23 protein-coding genes are annotated in these 22,377 nt (G+C 60.0%); 12 read left to right on the forward strand and 11 right to left on the reverse strand.

The window, feature by feature from the left end:
* Nucleotides 1-366 precede the first annotated feature (366 nt).
* Entirely contained in the window at nucleotides 367-1,968 is a 1,602-nt protein-coding gene (locus I9185_RS17205) for a BCCT family transporter (RefSeq protein WP_210093671.1), read from the forward strand.
* A 116-nt stretch (nucleotides 1,969-2,084) separates the two neighbouring features.
* Here the strand turns inward: I9185_RS17205 and I9185_RS17210 are convergent, their stop codons facing one another.
* Nucleotides 2,085-3,206 (reverse strand): Hint domain-containing protein, encoded by a 1,122-nt coding sequence (locus I9185_RS17210; RefSeq protein WP_245223619.1) that lies wholly within the window; start codon nucleotides 3,204-3,206, stop codon nucleotides 2,085-2,087.
* A gap of 394 nt (nucleotides 3,207-3,600) precedes the next feature.
* Here I9185_RS17210 and I9185_RS17215 point away from each other — a divergent pair, with 394 nt between their 5' ends.
* Nucleotides 3,601-4,353, forward strand: a complete 753-nt coding sequence (locus I9185_RS17215; protein WP_171637304.1) for a class I SAM-dependent methyltransferase — start codon at nucleotides 3,601-3,603, stop codon at nucleotides 4,351-4,353.
* 181 nt (nucleotides 4,354-4,534) lie between these two features.
* On the opposite strand, the gene rpsO is transcribed toward I9185_RS17215, so the two are convergent.
* The 6 genes from rpsO to rbfA form a co-directional block, all read right to left on the reverse strand.
* Entirely contained in the window at nucleotides 4,535-4,804 is a 270-nt protein-coding gene (rpsO, locus tag I9185_RS17220; protein ID WP_152459381.1) for a 30S ribosomal protein S15, read from the reverse strand.
* Nucleotides 4,805-4,947: 143 nt separating this feature from the next.
* Nucleotides 4,948-5,961 carry a calcium-binding protein gene (locus I9185_RS17225; RefSeq protein WP_210093672.1) on the reverse strand — a complete coding sequence of 338 codons (1,014 nt, stop codon included), beginning with the start codon at nucleotides 5,959-5,961 and terminating at the stop codon, nucleotides 4,948-4,950.
* Nucleotides 5,962-6,055: 94 nt separating this feature from the next.
* Nucleotides 6,056-6,559 carry a DUF1643 domain-containing protein gene (locus I9185_RS17230; RefSeq protein WP_210093673.1) on the reverse strand — a complete coding sequence of 168 codons (504 nt, stop codon included), beginning with the start codon at nucleotides 6,557-6,559 and terminating at the stop codon, nucleotides 6,056-6,058.
* Nucleotides 6,560-6,580: 21 nt separating this feature from the next.
* Nucleotides 6,581-7,486 carry a tRNA pseudouridine(55) synthase TruB gene (gene truB, locus I9185_RS17235; RefSeq protein WP_210093674.1) on the reverse strand — a complete coding sequence of 302 codons (906 nt, stop codon included), beginning with the start codon at nucleotides 7,484-7,486 and terminating at the stop codon, nucleotides 6,581-6,583.
* Between the two features lie 60 nt (nucleotides 7,487-7,546).
* Nucleotides 7,547-8,284 carry a phosphodiester glycosidase family protein gene (locus I9185_RS17240; RefSeq protein ID WP_210093675.1) on the reverse strand — a complete coding sequence of 246 codons (738 nt, stop codon included), beginning with the start codon at nucleotides 8,282-8,284 and terminating at the stop codon, nucleotides 7,547-7,549.
* The gene (rbfA, locus tag I9185_RS17245) at nucleotides 8,281-8,676 is read right to left on the reverse strand and encodes a 30S ribosome-binding factor RbfA (RefSeq protein WP_152459376.1); all 396 of its coding nucleotides are present in this window, start codon (nucleotides 8,674-8,676) and stop codon (nucleotides 8,281-8,283) included. The genes I9185_RS17240 and rbfA overlap by 4 nt, the downstream gene beginning before the upstream one ends.
* A gap of 91 nt (nucleotides 8,677-8,767) precedes the next feature.
* On the opposite strand from rbfA, the gene dapB reads away from it, so the two are divergent.
* Together dapB and I9185_RS17255 are read left to right on the forward strand one after the other, a co-directional pair.
* The gene (gene dapB, locus I9185_RS17250; RefSeq protein ID WP_210093676.1) at nucleotides 8,768-9,577 is read left to right on the forward strand and encodes a 4-hydroxy-tetrahydrodipicolinate reductase; all 810 of its coding nucleotides are present in this window, start codon (nucleotides 8,768-8,770) and stop codon (nucleotides 9,575-9,577) included.
* Between the two features lie 39 nt (nucleotides 9,578-9,616).
* Nucleotides 9,617-10,300, forward strand: coding sequence for a DUF2306 domain-containing protein (locus tag I9185_RS17255; protein WP_171724679.1), 684 nt, complete (start codon nucleotides 9,617-9,619; stop codon nucleotides 10,298-10,300).
* Here I9185_RS17255 and I9185_RS17260 read toward each other — a convergent pair.
* From I9185_RS17260 to I9185_RS17270, 3 genes are read right to left on the reverse strand one after another with little or no spacing between them, the layout of a single operon-like run.
* A complete protein-coding gene (locus I9185_RS17260; protein WP_171724678.1) occupies nucleotides 10,287-10,955 on the reverse strand; it encodes an ureidoglycolate lyase in 669 nt (222 codons plus the stop codon). The two genes, I9185_RS17255 and I9185_RS17260, sit on opposite strands and share 14 nt — an antisense overlap.
* Nucleotides 10,952-11,542, reverse strand: coding sequence for an HD domain-containing protein (locus I9185_RS17265; protein ID WP_210093677.1), 591 nt, complete (start codon nucleotides 11,540-11,542; stop codon nucleotides 10,952-10,954). The genes I9185_RS17260 and I9185_RS17265 overlap by 4 nt, the downstream gene beginning before the upstream one ends.
* A complete protein-coding gene (locus I9185_RS17270; RefSeq protein ID WP_210093678.1) occupies nucleotides 11,539-12,675 on the reverse strand; it encodes a TauD/TfdA family dioxygenase in 1,137 nt (378 codons plus the stop codon). Before I9185_RS17270 ends, I9185_RS17265 begins: the two co-directional genes overlap by 4 nt.
* 99 nt (nucleotides 12,676-12,774) lie before the next feature.
* Here I9185_RS17270 and I9185_RS17275 point away from each other — a divergent pair, with 99 nt between their 5' ends.
* Nucleotides 12,775-13,629 carry a LysR family transcriptional regulator gene (locus I9185_RS17275; protein ID WP_171637293.1) on the forward strand — a complete coding sequence of 285 codons (855 nt, stop codon included), beginning with the start codon at nucleotides 12,775-12,777 and terminating at the stop codon, nucleotides 13,627-13,629.
* Between the two features lie 4 nt (nucleotides 13,630-13,633).
* Here I9185_RS17275 and I9185_RS17280 read toward each other — a convergent pair whose 3' ends face one another.
* Complete coding sequence (locus I9185_RS17280; RefSeq protein WP_152459369.1) at nucleotides 13,634-13,816, reverse strand: DUF1674 domain-containing protein; 183 nt, start codon at nucleotides 13,814-13,816, stop codon at nucleotides 13,634-13,636.
* Between the two features lie 88 nt (nucleotides 13,817-13,904).
* On the opposite strand from I9185_RS17280, the gene I9185_RS17285 reads away from it, so the two are divergent.
* From I9185_RS17285 to I9185_RS17315, 7 genes are all read left to right on the forward strand, one after another.
* Nucleotides 13,905-15,164 (forward strand): transcription antitermination factor NusB, encoded by a 1,260-nt coding sequence (locus tag I9185_RS17285; RefSeq protein ID WP_210093679.1) that lies wholly within the window; start codon nucleotides 13,905-13,907, stop codon nucleotides 15,162-15,164.
* 90 nt (nucleotides 15,165-15,254) lie between these two features.
* A complete protein-coding gene (locus I9185_RS17290) occupies nucleotides 15,255-16,994 on the forward strand; it encodes a heparinase II/III family protein (RefSeq protein WP_210093680.1) in 1,740 nt (579 codons plus the stop codon).
* Nucleotides 16,995-17,016: 22 nt separating this feature from the next.
* Nucleotides 17,017-18,606: a bifunctional phosphoribosylaminoimidazolecarboxamide formyltransferase/IMP cyclohydrolase gene (gene purH / locus I9185_RS17295; protein ID WP_210093681.1), complete on the forward strand. Its 1,590-nt coding sequence runs from the start codon at nucleotides 17,017-17,019 to the stop codon at nucleotides 18,604-18,606.
* Nucleotides 18,606-19,082 (forward strand): signal peptidase II, encoded by a 477-nt coding sequence (gene lspA, locus I9185_RS17300; protein ID WP_171637283.1) that lies wholly within the window; start codon nucleotides 18,606-18,608, stop codon nucleotides 19,080-19,082. Before purH ends, lspA begins: the two co-directional genes overlap by 1 nt.
* 50 nt (nucleotides 19,083-19,132) lie before the next feature.
* Entirely contained in the window at nucleotides 19,133-19,648 is a 516-nt protein-coding gene (locus I9185_RS17305) for a DUF3035 domain-containing protein (RefSeq protein WP_171724671.1), read from the forward strand.
* Between the two features lie 81 nt (nucleotides 19,649-19,729).
* A complete protein-coding gene (locus I9185_RS17310; protein ID WP_210093682.1) occupies nucleotides 19,730-21,070 on the forward strand; it encodes a pitrilysin family protein in 1,341 nt (446 codons plus the stop codon).
* Nucleotides 21,067-22,377: a pitrilysin family protein gene (locus I9185_RS17315; protein WP_210093683.1), complete on the forward strand. Its 1,311-nt coding sequence runs from the start codon at nucleotides 21,067-21,069 to the stop codon at nucleotides 22,375-22,377. The genes I9185_RS17310 and I9185_RS17315 overlap by 4 nt, the downstream gene beginning before the upstream one ends.

Genomic DNA, 22,377 nt, shown 5'->3' on the forward strand with positions numbered 1-22,377 from the left:
GTCTCAGATACCGCGCGCATACATGAGAATGCGTTGGAAGGAAAGAGAAACTGCATCGGATGGCCGTTTCATGCCGGGACTGGCTTGTGCTGCCACCGGGTGCAAAAGATTCAAGCCCGAACAACGATCAACTTATCAAGTCGCGGTTCGTTTTTCACGAGCGGGATTACGGGAACACAGAACAATTTGTAGCGCTAACATATCTGCAGTCGAATGCATTTTGTAAAAATATGAAGGCAGTATAAGCTCTTACCATTAAGCCTGCGGTCGAAATGACGGAAACGCGCCAAGGGGGTTAACTAACTCATTCCCGTCCGCCGACCGAATACCTTGGCGTTTGCAGACAGCGAACAGAAGGGCAATCGAATGGCACAAACAAAGAAGATGCTGGATCCGGACCCCCGGATTTACGACTTCGAAACGGAATATGAACTGGGGCAGGATAACGTCCGGCCGTTTGGCTTGGACATTCACAACCCGGTCTTTCTGATCTCGAGTATCATGATCTTTGCGTTCGTTCTGATCGCATTGGCCAACCAAGAGGCCGCAGCTACGTTTTTCGGCTGGCTCCGACCTTGGCTAACCAGCACGTTCGATTGGTTTCTGGTCCTTTCGGTAGATGCAATCACCCTGTTTTGTCTGGTACTGATCATCCTGCCCGTCGGCAGTGTGCGGATCGGCGGCAAGGACGCCACGCCTGATTATTCCTACGCCGGATGGATCGCGATGATGTTCGCCGCCGGTATTGGTATCGGCCTGTTGTTCTTCGGGGTGATGGAGCCGGTCTACTACAACTTTGCCGAAGACGGGAATGCGCGCCCACTGGGTATCGATATCACTGTCCCGGGCAATGAGTATATCGGCATCGTCGGTACCATTCACCATTGGGGGCTGGAAGGCTGGGCGGTTTACGCCGCGGTCGGCCTGAGCCTGGCGATCTTCAGCTACAATCTGAACCTGCCCCTGACTTTGCGTTCGGCCTTCTATCCAATTCTGGGTGAACGGGTCTGGGGCTGGTGGGGCCATATCATCGACACGTTGGCGGTTTTTGCCACGTTGTTCGGATTGACCACATCGCTCGGTCTGGGTGCCCAGCAGGTTGCCGCTGGCCTTTACGAGGTCTTCGGCATCGAACCCAGCCCCACCGTCGTGGTTCTGCTGATCATTGGCATTACGTTGATCGCGCTGGGCTCGGTTTTGCTGGGCATGGATGCGGGCGTCAAACGGCTGAGTGAGATCAATATGATCATGGCCGTGGGGCTGTTCCTTTTCGTCATCGCTGTAACGGGCATTGGCACCGCCATCGCGCGGTATTTCAACGTGATGACTGATTACGTGCTGCACCTGCCCGCGCTGTCGAACCCGTTCGGACGGCAAGACACCAGCTATTTCCACGGTTGGACGACCTTCTACTGGGCGTGGTGGATCGCATGGTCACCGTTTGTTGGGATGTTCATTGCCCGCATTTCAAAGGGCCGTACAGTGCGCGAGTTCGTAATCTGTGCGCTGCTCGCGCCAACTGCCGTCTGTGCCCTGTGGATGTCGACCTTCGGCGGCGCTGCCATCGACATGTTGAACGCAGGCGGAGCGGAAGGCGTTCGCGCGACCGTGATCGACAGCTACGCCCCCGAGGGAGCCTTGTTCGGTTTCCTGAAGGAGCTGCCGCTGTACAGCATCGTAGCCCCGATCGCCTTAGTCCTGATCGTGATCTTCTTCGTCACCTCGTCTGATTCCGGATCTTTGGTGATCGACACGATCACTGCAGGCGGCAAGATGGACGCACCCGTGGTTCAGCGCGTGTTCTGGTGCACTTTGGAAGGCCTGGTTGCCATCGCATTGCTGTTGGGAGGCGGTCTTTCCGCATTGCAGGGCGCGGCGGTTTCAACCGGCATCCCCTTTACGCTGGTGGTTCTGATAATGTGCTACTGCCTGTGGCTGGCGTTGAAATCTGAGCGGGCAAAGATGTAGATTATACACCGAATTCCCAAAAAACGCCTGCCGCATGGTGGGCGTTTTTTCGGGTCGATTTAAGAAATCCTGGACCTTCGTTACTCGTAACTCCAAGTAAAGATGGGCACGGGCGTTTACCTGTGAACATTTTCCAAGAGGGGTTTGCGATTTGCCTGATGCCGTTGAACCAGTTTTCGCATTAGCTTGCCCCGTTGCGGAATAAAACGCGCAGAAGTTGCTTGAAACTGCGGAGCGCAGCACTCTGGAAACAAGTCCATGATTTCTTGTCGCGCGTCAGCCGAGACTGATTTGAGTGCTTCGGGGCCGGTAAACAGGCTTTCTGTCGGTGTCCCATTGGACCAGATGATTTCATGGGTATCGAACAGCAAGTGGAAATACTCAATACCGTCAGTTGTGTCTTGCACAATGTCCACGCCGTCCAGTGGCAACAACTTGTTTGCGGAGATCAGCACATCCTTGCAATCGAACATCCGCAGTGCAACTGCCGACGACACAAGAACGCGATGCTGCGGTGAGACGACAAGGTCCTGTTTGGGGAATCCGTCGCCTAAAGCTCCGGTGCGGATCAAAATGGGTCTTAGCCTTTGCTGCGCATGAAGCTCGGCAGCGCTGAGGCGTCGCGTACCGATCCATCGAATAGGTTTGTAGCCATTGTCAAAGGTCAACACCTGATCTGAAATCTGCAGGTCTTCGACCGCCACTGATCCGTGGCGTGTTTCAATCATTGTCCCAGATGCAAAGCACAGAACGTCCACAAACTCACCGCTTGCGTTGGTCGGGCCGGTTAAAATCTGGTCAATTTCAATAGTATTGGTACCGCCGTCGTTCCAGGCCGCTGCAATCGCATCGGTATTGACTGTCATTCCGTTGAACAGCTCTAGAGGTTCAAGCGGACCATTGTTTGTCTTCACACCGTAGAGTTCGACCGTCCCATCCGGATTGATCGTCAGGCGGACCACGGGATCACCGTTTGTATTCCCCAACTGCCAAACAGCTGGCGTGTTGACTTCATATCTCTGACCGTCGGCAAACCGAACTGTTTGCCCCGAGGTTCCAGAAATCTGGAACTGAAGTTCATTGGGCGAAGATCCGGGTCCGCCCACAAACAGGTCAACACCGTTGATTTGAGCACTGAAGCTGTTGTCGAGCGTATCGAAATCGATAACGACACCGCCACCGGGAGAAGTATCTGTATATGTGGTACTGTTACCGTCTGATATGCTGAAGCTGGTCATCTAAATTTCTGAATTTTGTATAAGCCTGAGTTAGCACAAAGCTCATTTGCGTTTAACAATCAAGCTGGGCATTGGGTGGTATCGGTTTTGTGTTCCGGTTCATACTAGAAAGTCCAGCCTCCCTGCAGGGCGCTGTGGTGTGGAATTGATACCGGTAAAGCCGCTGGTTCTGATGATGTGCCAAGGCTTGTGGCTGGCGCAGCGAGTGTTTCCAGATGCCAATAACCATGGCTGCAAGATACTGTTGAGGCAGGGACGATTCCATCCTTGCCCAAACAGGGAACTTGCCCGCCTTGTCGAGTGTTCTTCGGCGCTGCTATTGCGTTGACATTGAACTCTCGGAACAGGATTTGTACTGCAAAACGATCTGCTGTCGACCACCCCGGAGGAATGAGTGTCAATTGTTGATGTCCTGGCTGCGCGCCTGATCGAAGATGTCAAATCCAATGACCTGTCAGGTAGCTTTCTGATGCTTGGGCGGCAGGATTGGATCGGTGCGCGCCGGTCTGCGTCCGCCGCATTGTTCAGGGAAACCTTGCAGAAATACCTGCCCGGAGTGGCCGAAGCTGACCTTTGCAACCCGGATGATGGATATTCGGAAACATTCTTTCGGAAACTTGGGTTCTCGGAAGTGGATTCGCTGGATTTTTCGGATTTCGAAGGTGCGAGCATCGTTCAGGATCTCGCGGGGGATTTGCCTGAAAACCTGGTTGGTCGGTTTGACGTTATCTATGACGGTGGAACATGCGAGCACGTGTTCGACTTGCCGACCGCATACCGGAACATCGACAAGATGCTGAAGCCCGGGGGTGTGTTTATCGCACATTCGCCATCGAACAACTGGATCAATCACGGCTTCTATCAGATTTGCCCAGAGATCGTGTACGGCTTTTGGGTCAACGCTATGAACTATGAGGCTCTGAAATGTGTGTGGCAGCCGTTAAGGCCATATGCCGCCCGTGACGTGGTGAAGATGACGAATCCCAACAAGACAAAGAAACGTCCGCGACCGCTGGGAACTTTTGGTCCGGGATTGCCTGTCCTTCTGGATTATGTGGTTCGAAAACCTGTTGCCGGCACCAAGACAAGTGCAAGTGTGTCGCAAAGCGACTATGCCACGCGCTGGGAAAACACGCAGAAAGCTTAGAACCAAGTGCCGCAACGGACAATCCCTGACGGCCGCGGCATTCCCTGATCGCCACGGAATGCTCTGCTGTTCTGGCAAGTTAAGGGGGATGTATCGCTTGCGGCGGATCCAACGGAAAACGCCCGCCGGTTGGCGGGCGTTGAACCGGAAAACCCGGTTTCAGGTCATCTGCAAAAAGCGCTTAGCGGCGGATGCCCAGCTTTTTGATCAGGTCCTGGTAACGTGCTTCTTCTTTGCCTTTCAGGTAGTCCAGCAGCTTGCGGCGCTGGGCAACCATCTTCAGCAGACCGCGACGACCGTGGTTGTCTTTCTTGTGGGTCTTGAAGTGCTCGGTCAAAGTGGTGATGCGCGAGGTCAGGATGGCAACCTGTACTTCAGGCGAACCGGTGTCGCCCTCTTTGGTTGCGAATTCTTTCATGACGCGTGCTTTTTCTTCAGCAGTGATCGACATCGGGGTCTCCTTCAAAGGTTAGAGTTGATGGCGCAGGCCGGGATGTCGTCCAGCACAGGCCCATGGAGAAAACCGCACCGATTCCGATGCGGATGGGCGCGTATAAGCGCATTTTCACCAAATGGCAAAGGGAATTTGCGGGTTCAGACCATCTGCCCGTACTGGGCCAGTTGCGCTTCGGTGATCAATTGAATGTCGGCCACCGTCATGCCTTGAGCCCCGTATACCTGCGCCACTTCCTGACCGTTGATCATCACCCGGGTCAGGTTGGCGTTTTCAGCGTCGGGTTCCACCTCAATCTCCGGGTCGGCCTCATCCTCCCAGGTGACAAGCAGCTTGTCCTCACCGGGTTGGAATCCCATGACGGTCACGTCTTCGTCACCCGGGCTCAGCACGATGTCATCGGCGCCTTGACCACCGTTAACCACATCCCCGCCGCCTGCCACAATGGTGTCGTCACCGGCGCCGCCATTCAGGAAGTCCTTTTCGGCTGCGCCCTCTTCGATGCCAAAGACAAAGTCATCGCCGTCGCCGCCAAAGACCGTATCTCCACCTGCGCCACCGTTCAGGGCATCGTCTCCGAACCCGCCCTGCAACGCGTCATCATCCGCCCCGCCCGTCAGAGTGTCGTCGCCCTGACCGCCATAAAGTTCGTCTTCGCCTTCGCCGCCATCCAGGGTGTCGTCCCCGAAATGGCCGAACAGGGCATCGCCCCCCTCATTGCCGAACAGAATGTCGTTATCCGCCTCTCCGTGCAGAACATCATCACCCTGACCGCCCGAAATCGTGTCCGTACCTTCGCCCCCGTGCAGAACGTCATCGCCCTTGCCGCCGTCGATGGTATCATCGCCGCCAAACCCGTTGATCTGGTCAACACCGTCCTGACCGGTGATCTGGTCAGGGCCATCGCTGCCGGCAATCACCAGGTCTCCTTCGAATTCAGAGATTACGGTGCCAGTGGACTGGGTTTCGATGTCGGGATTCACCGGGTCTTCGACGTTTTCGCCAATCTCAAGAAACTCTCCGGTGTAGGGTTCCGCTTCCGGGTCCTCGTTGGGCCCGTCCTCTGAAACGTCCTCGTCTTCGATCAGCATATCGCTCATCGCGTATGCGGCACCGCCGATGGCGGCGAGTCCGATCAATCCGGCCAGAAACATGACACCTCTCCGATCGCAGAATGCTCCGAGGGTGAACATCCCATGCAATCGGCAATCGGGTCAAAGTCAAGTTATTGAAATGGTTAATACTTTATCACCATTGCTCGGGCTGTTGGCTGTAGGCGATATAAAGCGGGTGCTTGGGGTGACCGTCTTTGGTCAAGCCCAGATGGAACAGCGGCTGGCCGGTCCGGCGCAGCAGGGTTTCCACCGCCGGGCCCCGGTCCAGATGCGCACCATGGGTGCCCCAGGCGGCGATGACCTGATCAGCCCACCGAACACCTCCTAGAATGGCGGCGTCATTTTCCGGGCCTACCGGATCGGCAGCAGCGCGCATCTTGCGCGGATCGGTGTCGCGCCAGGCAAAGATGTTGGTCACCTGAAACGCGCCGAACCCCAGCGCCCGGGCACGACGTTCGCAGCGTTCAACCGTCGGGTCGTTCTGCACTTCGGTCGCGGTAGACGGGTTCAACATGACAAACAGCGCCTTGCGCCCTGCCGGGTCCCACACGCGGGTCAGGCTATAGCGGTATTTCTCGCAGTCGGAGTAAATGGCGGTCGAGGGCGCATCGCCCTTGGTGTGCGTTCGGGTGATCATGCCTTTCGCCTAACACGTGGTTCAGGCGGCGAACACCCGGCTGGGATGCAATTCGCCCGATTTGTAAACCCCCACGGCCACGGCCTTGCCATCCAGCGAGGCCCATGCCTCGTCGCCGTATTCAACATCCGAGGCCAACACCATGCCCGGGTTGCCATTGCGCAGGCGGGTTGCGCCTTCGGGGGTGCATTTAAGCTCTGGCAGGTCGGACAGGCCGGCTTCCAGCGGGTGCAGATAGTCGTCCAACGCCGTGGTTTTTGCCATTTCGTCGATCTGTTCGATGCTCAACCCGTCTTCGGCCTCGAACGGTCCGGACCAGATCCGGCGCAGTTCCCGGACGTGGCCGTGGCATCCCAGCGCTTCACCCAGATCGCGGGCGATCGAGCGGACATAACCGCCCTTGCCGCAGGTCATCTCCAACACCACGTGATCTGCGTCGGGGCGGTCGACAAGGATCAGTTCCTCGACCCAAAGAGGCCGGGCTGTCAGTTCCACGTCTTCGCCGTCGCGGGCCAGTTTATAGGCGCGCTGGCCGTCGATTTTCACGGCGGAAAACTTGGGCGGAACCTGCATGATGTCGCCCAGAAACGGGGTCAATGCTTGTTTGATGTCTTCATCCGACGGGCGGGCATTGCTTTCGGCAATCACTTCGCCCTCGGCATCGTCAGTGTTGGTGGCCTGGCCCAGACGGACAGTGAAGGTGTAGGCTTTCAGAGCGTCCGTGATGTAGGGAACGGTTTTGGTCGCCTCACCCAGAGCCACGGCCAGAACGCCGGTCGCTTCGGGGTCAAGCGTACCCGCATGGCCCGCCTTTTTGGCATCCATCGCCCAGCGCACCTTGTTGACCACAGCGGTCGACGTCATGCCCGCGGGCTTGTCCACCACCAGCCAGCCGGAAATGTCGCGACCCTTGCGTTTGCGTCCCATATAGCACCTTCAATCTTGCTGAGGCGCGCGACCTAGCGGATCGCCATCGTCCTGTCAATTTCAAGGTGCGTCTTCGACCACACCCACGATCGGCCCCAGCGAAAACCCGACATCGGACCGATTGTTCGCGCGGTCATACATGCGAGAGATATTGCCATCGAAGAACAGCGCATTCGGAGTTTCTAGCACGTCGCGGAACAGACGGCCGAATTCGTGGAATGTGACGTAATCTTCGGAAATCGCGAACACCGCGCGGGTACCATCGGCGCTGGTGCCCACCCCGTTGCGCACATAGAGCGAAGTCGAATCGGGCAGGAACCGGGGGTGCAGGTCACCATCGATCACCAGCATCGGGCCGGATTGGCTGGCGAACCGGCAGTCGGGGGCCCGGTCGATGAAATCCAGCGTCTCGAACACGTCAGCGCGGCCCTCACGGATGCAGAACACGCCGTTGGGCAGCAGGCCGAAGTTGCCGGGGCCGGGGTTGGAGATCACCCGCATGACCTCTTTGCCGTTCTCGACATAATGGCCGACGGGCGAACGGTCATCGTGGTACATTCCCGCGTTCATGGCAAAGGCCAGACGCTTGCCGCCGGGGGCCAGCGCCTCGTTCACCGACGAGAAATGCCCCAGCAGATCCCCGTTTTCGTCGTTGAGAAACAGGCGCAGGTCTTCGTTTTCCGCGTCGACCTCGCAGACGGTATAGCGCTTGTCATCATGGGTCAGCTTTTCGCAAGTGACCGCAGAGGCTTGTGCGGCCCAGACAACCGCGCCCAATGTGACGAATGCCCGGATCACTCGTCCAGATCGCGGCGCACCGCGTCCTGTTCGAACATGCGGCGGGTGTCGTCCAGACGGTCAAACGTGTCATCCAGGCGGAACCGAAGATCGGGCGAGAATTTCAGGCCGACCTTTTTGCCGACCATGCGCCTCAGTTCACTTTTGTTGCGGGCGAGCAGATCGATCACGTCCTCCTGCCCTTTGCCGCCCAAGGGCAGCACATAGGCGGTGGCGATTTTCAGATCGGGCGAGGTGCGCACCTCACCCACTGTGATCGACATGCGGTTCAGGTCGGGGTCGTGGACATCTCCGCGCGCCAGAACCTCGGACAGGGTGCGGCGGATCAGTTCGCCGACGCGCAGCTGTCGTTGGGATGGGCCGGGGCCATCGTGGAATTTGTTCTTTGCCATAATCCCCGATCTAAGCGCAAACCGGGGCTTTGCCAAGCGGGCGCGAACGGGGTAGGAGGCTTTGAGCAGTTTGCAGCAAGGGAATACCGCCATGGCCCATATTCCGGGTATAGTCATCACAGGGGCTTCGGGCCGTATGGGGCAGATGCTGATCAAGACCGTAACCGACAGTGATCAGGCGCGTCTGGTCGGCGTGGTCGAGCGCATGGGGCATAACTGGGTCGGTCAGGATGTGGGCGAAGCCATGGGTGGCCAAGCGCTGGGCGTCAAAGTTACCGATGACCCGCTGGAAGCTTTTGCGCAGGCACAGGCGGTGATCGACTTTACGGTGCCCGAGGCGACGCTGGACTTTGCCGCTTTGGCCGCGCAGGCGCGTTGCGTGCATGTGATCGGCACGACCGGCATGACGGATGAGCAGATCGCCGCGCTGGAACCGGCCTCGCGCCACGCGGTGATCGTGCGGGCAGGGAACATGAGCCTTGGCGTCAACCTGCTGGTGCAACTGACCAAGAAAGTCGCGGCTGCACTGGATGAGGATTTTGATATCGAAATCATCGAAGGGCATCACCATCACAAGGTGGACGCACCATCCGGCACCGCGCTGATGCTGGGCGAGGCCGCCGCCGAGGGGCGTGGCGTCAAACTGTCGGATGTGGCCGACCGGGGGCGGGATGGCATCACCGGTGCGCGCAAGCGTGGTGACATTGGCTTCCACGCCATTCGCGGCGGAGACATCGTTGGTGAACATGACGTCCTGTTCGCCGCGCCCGGCGAGCGCATCGTTCTGCGCCATCTGGCCAGCGACCGCGCGATTTTTGCCCGCGGCGCGCTGAAGGCGGCGCTGTGGGGGCAGGGGAAGGCACCCGGCCAATATGACATGGTGGATGTGCTGGGGTTGTGAGCCATAGACGAAGCGGTCGCCGACGCTAAGCTTTGATTCATGAGGATTCGGCGCTCTGGACTGGCAACCGGCATTTTGCTTGCGGTGTTCTACCTGACACTGTTGCCATTCGTTGCGCATGGCGTTGGAATGATCGGCAAAGGCCTGTCGCAGGACGCTGCCCGGCACAGTTACTTGTTCGCTGATGGTGAGAATGTCGGCAATGCCGCGATGTTGGTACACATTCTGGCTGGTACTTTTCTGGTCGCACTCGTCCCGCTTCAACTGTTGAAGGGGCTGCGGCTCAAGTACAATCGATTTCACCGCATGTTGGGAGCCTGTCTGGTGGCGCTGGCATGGATCACCGGGCTGGCGGGCATGAGCTATATTCCCCTGCGCGGAACCATCGGTGGGCCGCTGATGTCTGCCGCCTTTTTTCTGTACGGGCTGTGTCTTTTCACGGCTGCGCTGATGGTGGCGCGCAGGGCTTTGGAAGGGGATCGCGCAGGCCATTGGGCATGGGGATTGCGGCTGTTCTGGCTGGCGTTGGGGTCGTGGCTTTACCGAGTCCACTATACGCTTTGGTATCTGCTGACCGGAGGGGTGGGGTCAGAGCCCGATTTCTCGGGCCCTTTTGATCTGGTGCAGAATTTCGCGTTCTTTGTGCCTTATCTGCTGGCCGTGCAGATCTGGATTGCGCGCCGGCGCCAGAGGCATCAGGGGGCGTTGGTCACAAATCCCTGACTTTATCCGCCCGCAGCGGGCAGGCCAGATAAACGCCGAACTCTTTGCCGATATCGGCGCTGACCCGCGCGTGGACCCGGCCCTGACGATCCAGAAAACGCTGGTTGTCCTCGACCGGGAAAATCCCCTCGTGCCAGATGCCGGGATGGATATAGAGCCCCTTTGACCCGTCACACCAGAATGCCACCACCTTGTCCGGGGTCAGATTGTCGCCAGGCAGGGCCGCGGGCACGATGAAGGGCTTGTTGTCCAGCGGCCAGAACATCTGCCCGCCATCGGGGTGATAATTCATATGCCACAGCAACACCTGATCCCGCGGGGCCGTTTGCCGGTCGGTTTGCGCGTGCTGAGGGTCGGCGGACCAACCCAGCACGTAATGGCCTTTGACCGCCTCGTTCTCACCGTAAAGCACGTCACCCTGCCAATCGCATTTGAACGTGCCTTCAACCCAGCCGCCTTCGTCACCCGTGCCGTCGTCAATCGGTCGCCAGCCCTGCTGCGGCCAGCGTACGATCTCGATTTCAAAGGTCTCGGGGTCGTCGACCAAACAGCCGTACCCCCTAACCGTGTTGTCCGTCGCCCGGATCAGGGGAACCTCGTGCCACGGCAGGGATGGCTTGGAACTGGCCTCGAAGATGTACTCGGGTGCGGTCATGATGCCCCCAGGTGCTTGTCGACCATGCGCTGCACCATCGGTGCGAAATGGGCGAAATCCGGTGTCTCCATGTCCGCCCGTTTGCCGGCCTCATCCAGGTACCGGACTTGAATGATCTCTTTCAGGTTTGGATTGGATTCGAAGGCGGTGACTTCTTCGGCGCTCATCGGGCCGCCTTGCAGTTCCAAGGTATGGACCGAGGCGGCAGAGAGGCGGTTGAAATATTCGGGCTTGGTGGCGCAGAGATACCGTTTGGCGGCCACGTGATAGCGGCAGCAATCGGTGATGACCGAAGGGAAGAACTGTTCCAGAACTTCCGCACCTGCGTCCTCGTGGTGGCGATCTTCGGTATCATCGGGGTGGTAGGTCCCGAACTCGGATGTGAAATGGCCGATATCATGCAACAAGGCGCCGACGATGATCTCTTCAGGCTGGCCGTTCTGTTCGGCGATGGTGGCGCCTTGCAGCATGTGCTGGGCCATGGTGACGGGTTCGCCAAGATATTCCTCACCGCCGCGGCGTTCGAAGATATCCCCGATGAAGGCGACGATATTGTCCCGGTTCAGGGTCGAGAAATCGGGCTTCATTCCGCTGCCTCCGGCTGCGTCATCTTCATCGCCGCCAGTGTTGACAGCAGCCCGTCCTTGTCGGCATAGCATCCCTGCAACCAGCGCGAACCGGCACCGGAATAGCCCAGCCGTGCATGCAGGACACGGGTGTTGTCGACGATGAAACTTTCGCCCGGCTCCAGTTTGAACGACACGCCCATGGCCGGGTCGTCGATGATCTCGCCCAGTTGGCGGTAAGCCGCGTAATAGGCTTCCATCCTGTCGAAAGGCACGTCCACGAATGGCGCTGAGGAACGGTTGTTGAAGCGAATGCCAACCAGTTCTCCATCCGGCGACAATTCGATCATCGGACGGCGAGACCGCAGGCAGACACCGTCTGACCCCTTATATTCAAACCGCGCCGGGTAGCCTGCCAGCAGCGCAAAACCTTCGGGGTTCTGCGCACGCAGTTTTTCGGCAGCGCGAAAGCCGTCGACCACGATCGAGTCGCCGCCTTCGGCGCTGTTTTCCAGACAATAGAGGATTTGCAGCGTCGGCACAGGGTCGCGATAGGGGTTGTCGGTGTGGGCCTGCAAGCCAAGCCCTGTATAGGCGAGGTTGGTCGGGTTCACTTCCGTCCGAACCTCGAAATAAGGGCCATAGTTGGTTTCGCGGACATAGCCGAACAGGTCGGCCACTTTCAAAAGCGATTCTGGTTCGGTTGGCCCGCCCGTCAGCTTGGCAAAGCCGTAACTCGCCACAGACGCCAGCCAGTTGCGTTTGGCCGCAGGGCTGGCATGAACCTCGTTCCAATCGCCAGAGGGTGCGGCGATCCCGCCTTCCCAGGTGATGATGCCGGGGGCGGTGCGGCCCAGCGTATCGTCCCGTTTGCAATCATAGTTGTGTTCGATCAGCCATTCGGCCGGGAAGGTAACGGTTTTGTCTTCGGGCTGGAACGTGACCTGAAGGCCGCCCGCGACAACCTCGGCTGAACTGACCGAGATGTCAGCAGGGATATCGCCGATGGTGATCAGCCGCTGGCCGTTGCCCGGGGCGCGGGTTTCCGGGTCCAGCGCGTTGTCGCGCAACCAGACGGCGTGAAAGCGGGCTTGCGTTCCTGTGTCGAACGCGACGGTGACGATCGAAGTGTCATGGGTGGCGGTGCGCAGCATTTGGGGTCTCCTGTTCGGCGCGAGCTTTGGTTGAGCAGATACGCCGTTCATGGCATTACGACAATTAATCCTTATTTCGGCTGAGGCTTGGAAAATCTAATGGCTAAGAAAAAGATCGGGCTACCGCCACTGGACTGGCTGCGCGTGTTCGAGGCCGCGGGGCGTCTTGGTGGGTTCTCGGCAGCAGCCAAGGAATTCGGGCTGACGCAGGCCGCTGTCAGCCAGCGGATCGGCAACCTCGAAGCCTGGCTGGGCCGATCCTTGTTCGTGCGCGAGGCGCGGGGCGTGTCGCTGACGGTCGAAGGTGAAAGCTATCTGCCTTTGGTGCAGGACAGCCTTCGCGCGCTGGAGCGCAATACCGAGGACCTGTTTGGCAAATCCCCGCGCGAGTTGCGCGTGGCCGGCTTGTCGTCGAACATCCACGCACTGGTTCTGCCGGCACTGACCCGGTTTCACGAGATGCAGCCAGGGGTTCGGGTGATGACCGACTCGGTCGCGCGCCGGTCGTCTTTGGACGAAGAACGAACCTGGCTGCAAATCCGATATGGTCGGGGCATCTGGGCCGGGCGTGATGCCGCCCTGATCGCGCCTGAGGTCCTTGCCCCCATGGCGCCGCCGGGTGTCGACTGGGGCGCCCAATTGATTGACCTGCGCGGAGAACGCCCCGGCTGGAGAGAGTGGAGCCAGAAAAACGGCCAGCAGGACCTGCCGCAATCAAAAATCAGTTTTGATTCGATGGAACATGCGATTTCGGCTGCGCAGCGCGGCATGGGTGTGGTTTTGGGATCGGTGCCCTTGGCCCTTGCCGACTTGCAAGAGGGTCGGTTGCGGCGGCTGGATTTACCCGAATTGCACACCAAAGACGGGTACTGGCTGACCTGGCCTGAAGACCGGGCGAAGTCCAGAAAACAACGGGCGCTGATCGAGGATTTCCTCAAGGCGCTGCGTGGTTGACCGTTCAGAAATCGATGGCGATGCCCTTCTTTTCCCAGTCACCGTAGCGGGCCGGGTCCGGTCCGTCTCGGCCACCCAGCTCTTTCGGCAATTCCCGGGCCTCGGCTTTGGCTTTGCGGCGGCGTTCTTCCGCTTCGGCCAGGGCGCGCTGGGCGGCGGGGGGCAAGTCTTTGCGGTCGTCACTCATGACATCGGGTTCCTTTCCTTGCGCAGTCTTGATATACGCCCGCGTCCGCTATTGGCAATGCGGGCGCAGGTCACATGAAGGCGGTACCATGTCTAACAGCGCGACAGCAGCACGGCGCAGCGCAATCTATCTTCTGGATCAGGTTCTGGGCGAAGGTCGCCTGCTGGCCGAGTGTCTGGCGGCGGGCGCAGTGGATCGGTTGGAACCCGAGGATCGCGCGCGTGCCCAGCGACTGGCGTTGGAAACACTGCGTGGGATGGAACGGGCCGACCGCCTGCTGGCCAACCACCTGAACCGAACACCCGCTCTGACGGTCCACAACGCGCTGAGACTGGGTGCGGTCGAGCTTTGCAACGGCGAAGCCGCCCATGGCGTCGTCAATTCCATGGTCGAGATCGTCAGCCGTTCGCGCAAGCATGGTCGCCTCAAGGGGTTGGTGAATGCCGTTCTGCGCAAGGTTGCGGCAGAAGGCCCCGAGGCGTGGCCGAAGATGCGCGTTCCGCGTTTGCCGGACTGGTTGCGTGAACCGCTGATCGCAGCGTGGGGCACGGATGCCGTTACCGGAATGGAGCAGGCACATTTCGCGGGTGCGCCACTGGACCTTACCTTGAAACCCGGGGCGGAAGGCCCTTCAGGCGAGATCCTTCCGACCGGGTCGGTGCGGTTGCACGATGCGGGTCAGGTCTCGACCCTGCCGGGGTACAAGGCCGGAGACTGGTGGGTGCAGGATGCGGCGGCCGCATTGCCGGTTCGCGTTCTGGCCCCGAAGGCGGGCCAGAAAGTGCTGGATCTGTGTGCGGCGCCGGGTGGGAAAACGATGCAGCTTGCTGCCGCAGGGGCTGATGTCACGGCGCTAGACGTGTCGGAATCACGGATGGAACGGGTGCGCGAGAACCTTGCAAGGACCGGCCTCAGGGCGAAGGTCATCGTGGGCGATGCGCTGGAACACGAAGACCGGTACGACGCGATCCTGCTGGACGCGCCGTGCTCGGCCACGGGTACGATTCGCAGGCATCCTGACTTGCCGTTTGCCAAGGACGGTTCGGAATTCGGCGGCCTGATCGAGCTCCAGACGCGCATGTTGGCCCATGCGTGGGGCTTGCTCAAACCCGGTGGGCGCCTGGCCTATTGCACGTGTTCCCTGCTGCCGGACGAGGGGGAAGTTCAGGTTGAAGAGGCGCTGGGCATGTATTCGGACATGAGCGTGGATCGCGACGCGCTGAACGTACCCGGTGTCGAAACGGATTGGATCACCGAAGAAGGCGGCTTGCGATTGCGACCGGATTATTGGCCGGATCGGGGTGGTATGGACGGGTTCTACATCGCGTGTCTGACCAAATCCGTCTGAACGCACGCTTTTCGGTGACTTGACGATCGGCGCGGTCTATCGTTGGGTCTCAAGCGCCAGCAGAGCGCAAGGGGCAGAGTAACACGCGTCATGTCGAATTCAGACACCATGGCCAGTCGGTGGATGCGGTTTAAGAACCGTTTCTATGCGCGCCTGAGCCAGCGGCAAAAGGCGGTCACAGGGTTTGTTGCGCAACCGGATCCGCGCTCGGTGGGTTCGTTCGCACGTGGCCGGCAACTGGTTGCCGGAAATCTGTTGTTCGCGGGCTATCTGGTCGAGGCCGAGGATACCGGGCTTTGGGACGTCACCGCCCCCAGTGCCGGCTTTGACGAAGAACGTCACGGCTTTGCGTGGCTGGATGATCTGGCGGCGGTCGGAGACATGCGTGCGCGGGAAAAGGCGCAGCGCTGGGTGTGGGGATGGATCGAATCTCATGGCCGCGGGCAAGGGCCCGGCTGGGCGCCTGATCTGACCGGACGTCGGGTGATGCGCTGGATCAACCATGCGCTTTTTCTGCTGCGAGGGGCGGATGAAAAACAAAGCAAACTGTTTTTCCGCTCGCTGGCCCAGCAAACATGGTTCCTGTCCAAACGCTGGCATGCCGCGACCCCGGGACTGCCCCGGTTCGAGGCGCTGGCCGGACTGGTGCAGGCCGGGCTGGCGCTGGAGGGGCTGGAGCGAATGGCCGACCCGGCGCTGCGCGCCCTGGCCGGGGAATGCGACCGTCAGGTGGATGCGCAGGGCGGAATTCCAACCCGCAATCCGGAAGAATTGCTCGAGGTATTCACGCTGCTCAGCTGGACTTCGGCTGCGCTGAATGATCTTGGTCGCGGGACGCCTGCCGCTCAGGCCAATGCGATCAAACGGATCGCGCCGACCCTGCGCAGCCTGCGCCATGCGGATGGGGCCTTGGCGCGGTTCCATGGCGGTGGGCGCGGTGTCGAAGGGCGACTGGAACAGGCCCTTGCGCAAAGCGGCGTCAAGCACAAGGCAGCGACCGAACTACCAATGGGCTATGCCCGTCTGTCTGCGGCGCGCACCACGGTGATCGTGGATGCCAGCATACCGCCGTCGGGGGCGGCCTCTTACAATGCGCATGCCTCTACTCTGGCGTTCGAGCTGACCTCGGGGCGGCGGCCGCTGATCGTGAATTGCGGGTCGGGGGCCAGTTTCGGGCTGGAATGGCGCCGCGCAGGACGGGCGACGCCGTCGCACTCGACGCTTTGCCTAGATGGGTTCTCAAGCGCCCGGCTGGCCAAACCGGTGCCGGGGCGTGAAGCGCAGGCGCTGGTGGACGCGCCACAGGAGGTGCCCGTTGATTTCGAGGATGCGTTCGAGGGCATCCGCTTCATGGCGGGGCACGATGGATACGCAAAGGTCTTTGGTCTGACCCATGCGCGGACCTTTGAGTTGCGATTTGACGGGCGCGAGCTGACGGTCGAGGATATTCTGCTGACGGCGACCGACAAGGCAAAGCGTCAATTTGACAAGGCGATGGACGCTTCGGGCCTCAAAGGCATTGGCTATGACATCCGGTTTCACCTGCATCCGGATGTCGATGCGGCGCTGGATTTGGGCGGGGCGGCAGTGTCGATGGCGCTCAAAAGCGGTGAAATCTGGGTTTTCCGACATGACGGCGTTGGAAAATTGTCCGTCGAGCCAAGCGTTTACCTTGAAAAAGGGCGTTTGAAGCCACGCGCGACAAAACAGATCGTTCTATCCGGGCGCGCAATGGAGTATGCGACGCGCACCCGGTGGACTCTGAGCAAGGCACAGGACACAGCCTATGCCGTGCGCGATACGCACCGGGACGAGCCCGAGTTAGACTGACGCCAAAAGGACCTTTGGACCCATGACCGATCTTCACCCCGTGCGCCGCGCGTTGCTTTCCGTATCCGACAAAACCGGGCTGATCGAGCTGGGCAAGGCGCTGGCCGAACGCGGGGTCGAGCTGCTGTCGACCGGCGGCACGGCCAAGGCGCTGCGCGATGCAGGGCTTGCGGTGAAGGATGTCAGCGAGATCACCGGCTTCCCCGAGATGATGGATGGCCGGGTCAAGACCCTGCACCCGATGGTGCATGGCGGGCTGCTGGCCCTGCGCGACAACGACACCCATGTTGCAGCCATGAACGAACACGGCATCGGTGCAATCGATCTGTTGGTTGTGAACCTATATCCGTTTGAAGCAACCGTGGCCAAAGGCGCAGGTTACGATGAGTGCGTCGAGAATATCGACATCGGCGGTCCGGCGATGATCCGCGCGGCGGCCAAGAACCATGCGTTCGTAAATGTGGTCGTGGATGTTGAAGACTACGAAAAACTGCTGGGCGATATGGATCAGCACGACGGCGCGACCTGTCCGAAATTCCGCCGCAAGCTGGCGCAGAAAGCCTATGCCCGTACCGCCGCCTATGACACGGCAGTGTCCAACTGGCTGGCCGATGCGCTGGAGCTTGAAGCCCCCAAGCGCCGCGCGTTTGCCGGTGAATTGAAACAGACCTTGCGCTATGGCGAGAACAGCCATCAGCAGGCCGCGTTCTACACCGACGGCACCAATCGGCCCGGTGTAGCGACCGCGATCCAGCATCAGGGCAAGGAACTGAGCTACAACAACATCAATGACACGGATGCGGCCTTTGAATTGGTGGCCGAGTTTGACCCCACTGAGGGCGCCGCCTGTGCCATCATCAAGCACGCCAACCCCTGTGGCGTGGCAAGGGGTGCAACCCTGCTTGAGGCGTACAAGGCGGCATTCGATTGCGACCGCACCTCGGCCTTTGGCGGGATCGTGGCGTTGAATCAGCCCCTGGACGCCGAAACCGCGCAGGAGATCACCGGGATTTTCACCGAAGTCGTGATCGCCCCCGGCGCATCGGATGAGGCCAAGGCAATCTTTGCCGCCAAGAAAAACCTGCGCCTGCTGACAACCGAAGCTTTGCCGGATGTGGCCGCCGGCGGGAAAACCGTGCGTCAGGTGGCTGGCGGGTTGCTGGTGCAGGACAAGGACAACGGCTTTGTCGGCTTGGATGATCTGAAGGTTGTGACCAAGAAGGCCCCGACCGACGAACAGATGCGTGACCTTTTGTTCGCGTGGAAAGTGGCCAAACACGTCAAATCCAACGCCATCGTCTATGTCAAAGACGGCGCCACCGTCGGCGTCGGCGCGGGCCAGATGAGCCGTGTGGACTCGGCCCTGATCGCCGCCAAGAAAGCCGAGCGCATGGCCGACGCGCTGGGCTTGGCCCAACCGTTGACCATCGGCTCTGCCGTGGCCTCGGACGCGTTCTTCCCCTTCCCTGACGGGCTGATGGAAGCGGCCGAGGCAGGTGCAACCTGCGTCATTCAACCGGGCGGATCCATGCGGGATGACGAAGTGATCGCCGCTGCGGATGAGGCCGGATTGGCCATGGTCTTCTCCGGCATGCGCCATTTCCGTCACTGATGCGGTCACGCCTGCTTCTCTGGGCGGCCCTGGCCGCCTTTGCGATCGACCAGATCAGCAAATATCTGGTCGTTCATGTCATGCGCGTGGCCGATCAGCCCGGCGGCATTGATGTTGTGCCACCGCTTCTGGTGTTCAAATACGGCGAGAACCGGGGAATCAATTTCGGCCTGTTCCAAGGAAATTCGGAGGCTGCGCGCTGGATTCTGATCGGTATTTCCGTGGCGATCTGTGTCGGCGTGCTTGTCTGGCTCAGCCGTGCAGCCCATTCGGGGCTGATGCTGTTTTGCGGTGGCCTGCTGATCGGCGGTGCGCTGGCGAATGTGGTGGATCGGGTTCTTTACGGCTTTGTTCTGGATTTCCTGAACATGTCCTGTTGCGGCATCAACAATCCGTTTGTTTTCAACCTCGCAGATGTCTTCATATTTGCAGGAGCCATCGGGCTGGTGCTGTTTGACGGCAAAAAGGCCTCGTGACGCGCGGAATGATATGCGATAAAAGCGCCTGAAACAGGCTGGAGACACCAATGCGGATGCCGCGCGCCCTATTTGTTTTGACTGTTGCCGCTGCGGTTGCGGCGTGTTCGAATCCCGGTCTGCGGGATCTGGCGCCTCCAGGCCCGGGGCCGGATGAGTTTTCTGTGTTGCCGGTCAAGCCGCTGACCCAACCTCAGGACTATGCCTTCTTGCCTGCACCTACGCCGGGTGGCGCGAACCTGACGGATCCGAACCCAAATGCCGATGCGGTGGCTGCGCTGGGCGGCAATGCTGCTGCGCTGAATCCGAACGCGGCTGTGCCATCCTCGGATGCAGCGCTTGTCACGGCTTCCAGTCGATATGGTGTTTCTCCCGATGCGCGGCAGGTGGTCGAGGCTGATGACGCCGCGTTCCGCAAACGCCGGGGGCGCTGGACCGGCCTGCGTCTGTTCCCGGTCGACCGCTATGGTCAGGTTTACGAAAAACAATCGATCGATCCGTTCGCGGAAACGGAAGCCGCCCGTCGGGCCGGGATCGAAACCCCTTCTTCGCCGCCGGGTGAATAATTCTTAACTTTCCGTCATCGGGCTTGAACCCGGGCCGCGTCACCGTAGTTTGAATACCAGAAACGAAACGGAGGATGCCCTATGGTTCGGGCCCTGGCCTTGTCGGCTGCCCTGATCGCTGCCGCCCCGGTATTTGCCGAGGACGGGAAAGAAGCGGTCACCACATTCACATTGGACAACGGCATGGATGTCGTCGTGGTCGAAGACCACCGTGCCCCGGTCGTGCAGCATATGGTCTGGTACCGGGCCGGATCCGCTGATGAGCCGATCGGATCATCCGGCGTGGCGCATTTCCTGGAACACCTGCTGTTCAAAGGCACCGACACGCTGGCCCCGGGAGAGTTCTCTGCCACCGTTGCTGCCAATGGCGGCAACGACAACGCCTTCACCTCGTATGACTACACCGCCTATTTTCAGCGTGTCGCCGCCGACAGGCTTGAGCTGATGATGCGGATGGAATCCGACCGGATGCGGAACCTCCGGCTGAGCGAAGAGGACATCCTGACCGAACGCGACGTGATTCTCGAGGAACGCAACCAGCGCACCGAAAACAACCCGCGCGCCCTGTTCGGCGAACAGATGAGTGCGGCCCAGTATCTGAACCACCGCTACGGCGTGCCGATCATCGGCTGGATGCACGAGATGGAGGATCTGGACATGGAGGACGCGCTGTCGTTCTACCAGACCCATTATGCGCCCAACAACGCCATTCTGGTGGTCACGGGCGATGTCGATCCCGCTGAAGTCCGCTCGCTTGCCGATCAGTATTACGGTGTGATTCCCGCCAACCCGGACCTGCCCGAGCGGGTTCGGTCCCAAGAGCCGCCGCAAACGGCCGAGCGTCGCCTGACCTTCAAAGACCCGCGCGTAGCCCAGCCTTACGTTCAGCGCAGCTATCTGGCCCCGGAACGCGATCCGGGCGAACAGGAAAAAGCGGCGGCTCTGTTTCTGCTGGCCGAGTTGCTGGGCGGCAGCACGACGTCTTACCTGAACGAAAAGTTGCAGTTTGATCAGCAAAAGGCCGTCTATGCCGGAGCGTTCTATCGCGGTGTTTCGCTGGATGACACGACCTTTGATCTGATCGTGGTTCCGGCCGAGGGTGTTTCCCTGCAAGAGGCCGAAGACGCCATGGACCAGGCCGTGGCCGACTTCATCGCCGAAGGTGTGAACGAAGACGATCTTGAGCGCATCAAGATGCAGCTGCGCGCCGCCCAGACCTATGCGCGCGACAACGTGGACGGCATCGGCAACCGCTATGGCCGGGCCCTGACCAGCGGCCTGACGGTCGAAGATGTTCAGGCCTGGCCCGAGATCCTTCAGGCCGTGACCGGAGATGAGATCATCGCCGCGGCCCGCGAAGTTCTGCAACCCGAGGCATCGGTCACAGGTTGGCTGACGCGCGATGACGAGGTGACGCAATGAAACGGTTTGTTGCAACGCTGATTGCCTGCCTGGTCGCCCTGCCGGCTTTGGCCGAGATCCAGATCGAAGAAGTGACCTCGCCCGGTGGTATCAAAGCCTGGCTGGTCGAGGATCATTCCATCCCATTCACCGCGCTGGAGTTGCGGTTCCGTGGTGGCACGTCGCTGGACGACCCTGACAAACGCGGCGCGGTCAACCTGATGAGCGGGCTGATCGAAGAAGGCGCGGGCGACATGGATGCGCGGACCTATGCCCGCGAGCTGGAGGCTCTGGCGGCTTCGTTCCGATACAATGCCGGCGACGATTCAGTTTCGATTTCCGCGCGTTTTCTGTCCGAAAACCGGGATGAAGTGGTCGATTTGCTGCGCACGACGATCCACGAACCGCGTTTTGATCAGGATGCGGTTGACCGCGTGCGCGCGCAGGTTCTGTCGGGCCTGCGCTCGGACCAGACTGACCCGAACGAACTCGCAGGCCTCACCTTTGCGCAGATGGCCTACGGCGATCACCCCTACGGATCCGAGGGGAAAGGCACCATCGAAAGCGTCTCGGCCCTGACCCGCGATGACGTGGTCGCGGCTTACGAAGGCGTGTTCGCCAAGGATCGTCTGTACGTGGGGGCCGTCGGCGATATCACGGCTGAGGAACTGGGTACCCTGCTTGATACCCTGCTTGGCGACTTGCCGGACACCGGCAAGCCCATCCCGGGCAAGGCCGAGGTGAACATTCCCGGCGGCGTCAGTGTTGTCGAATTCGACACGCCTCAGTCCGTGGCCTTGTTCGGTCAGGCCGGGATTGATCGGGATGACCCGGATTTCTTTGCGGCCTTCGTTCTGAACCACATTCTTGGCGGGGGCGGGTTTGAAAGCCGGCTGATGCAGGAGGTGCGCGAAAAGCGCGGCCTGACCTATGGGGTCGGGACCTATCTGGTGCCCAAGGATCTGGCTTCGGTCTACCTCGGGTCCGTGTCCTCGGCTAATGACCGTATCGCCGAAGCCGTCGACGTAATTCGCGATGAATGGGCGCGCGCGGCCACCGAGGGTGTGACGCAAGAGGAACTTGACGACGCCAAGACCTATCTGACCGGCGCCTATCCGCTGCGGTTCGATGGCAATGGTCAGATTGCCTCGATCATGGTCGGAATGCAGATGGAAGGCCTGCCGATCGACTATATCGCCACCCGCAATGACAAGGTGAACGCGGTGACATTGGAAGATGTCAACCGCGTTGCTGCCGAACTGCTTGACCCGGACGGTCTGCACTTTGTCGTCGTTGGCAAGCCGGTGGGCCTGGAAACAACGAACTGA

It is taken from the genome of Ruegeria sp. HKCCSP346 (genome assembly GCF_017872595.1).
Classification (GTDB): domain Bacteria; phylum Pseudomonadota; class Alphaproteobacteria; order Rhodobacterales; family Rhodobacteraceae; genus Ruegeria.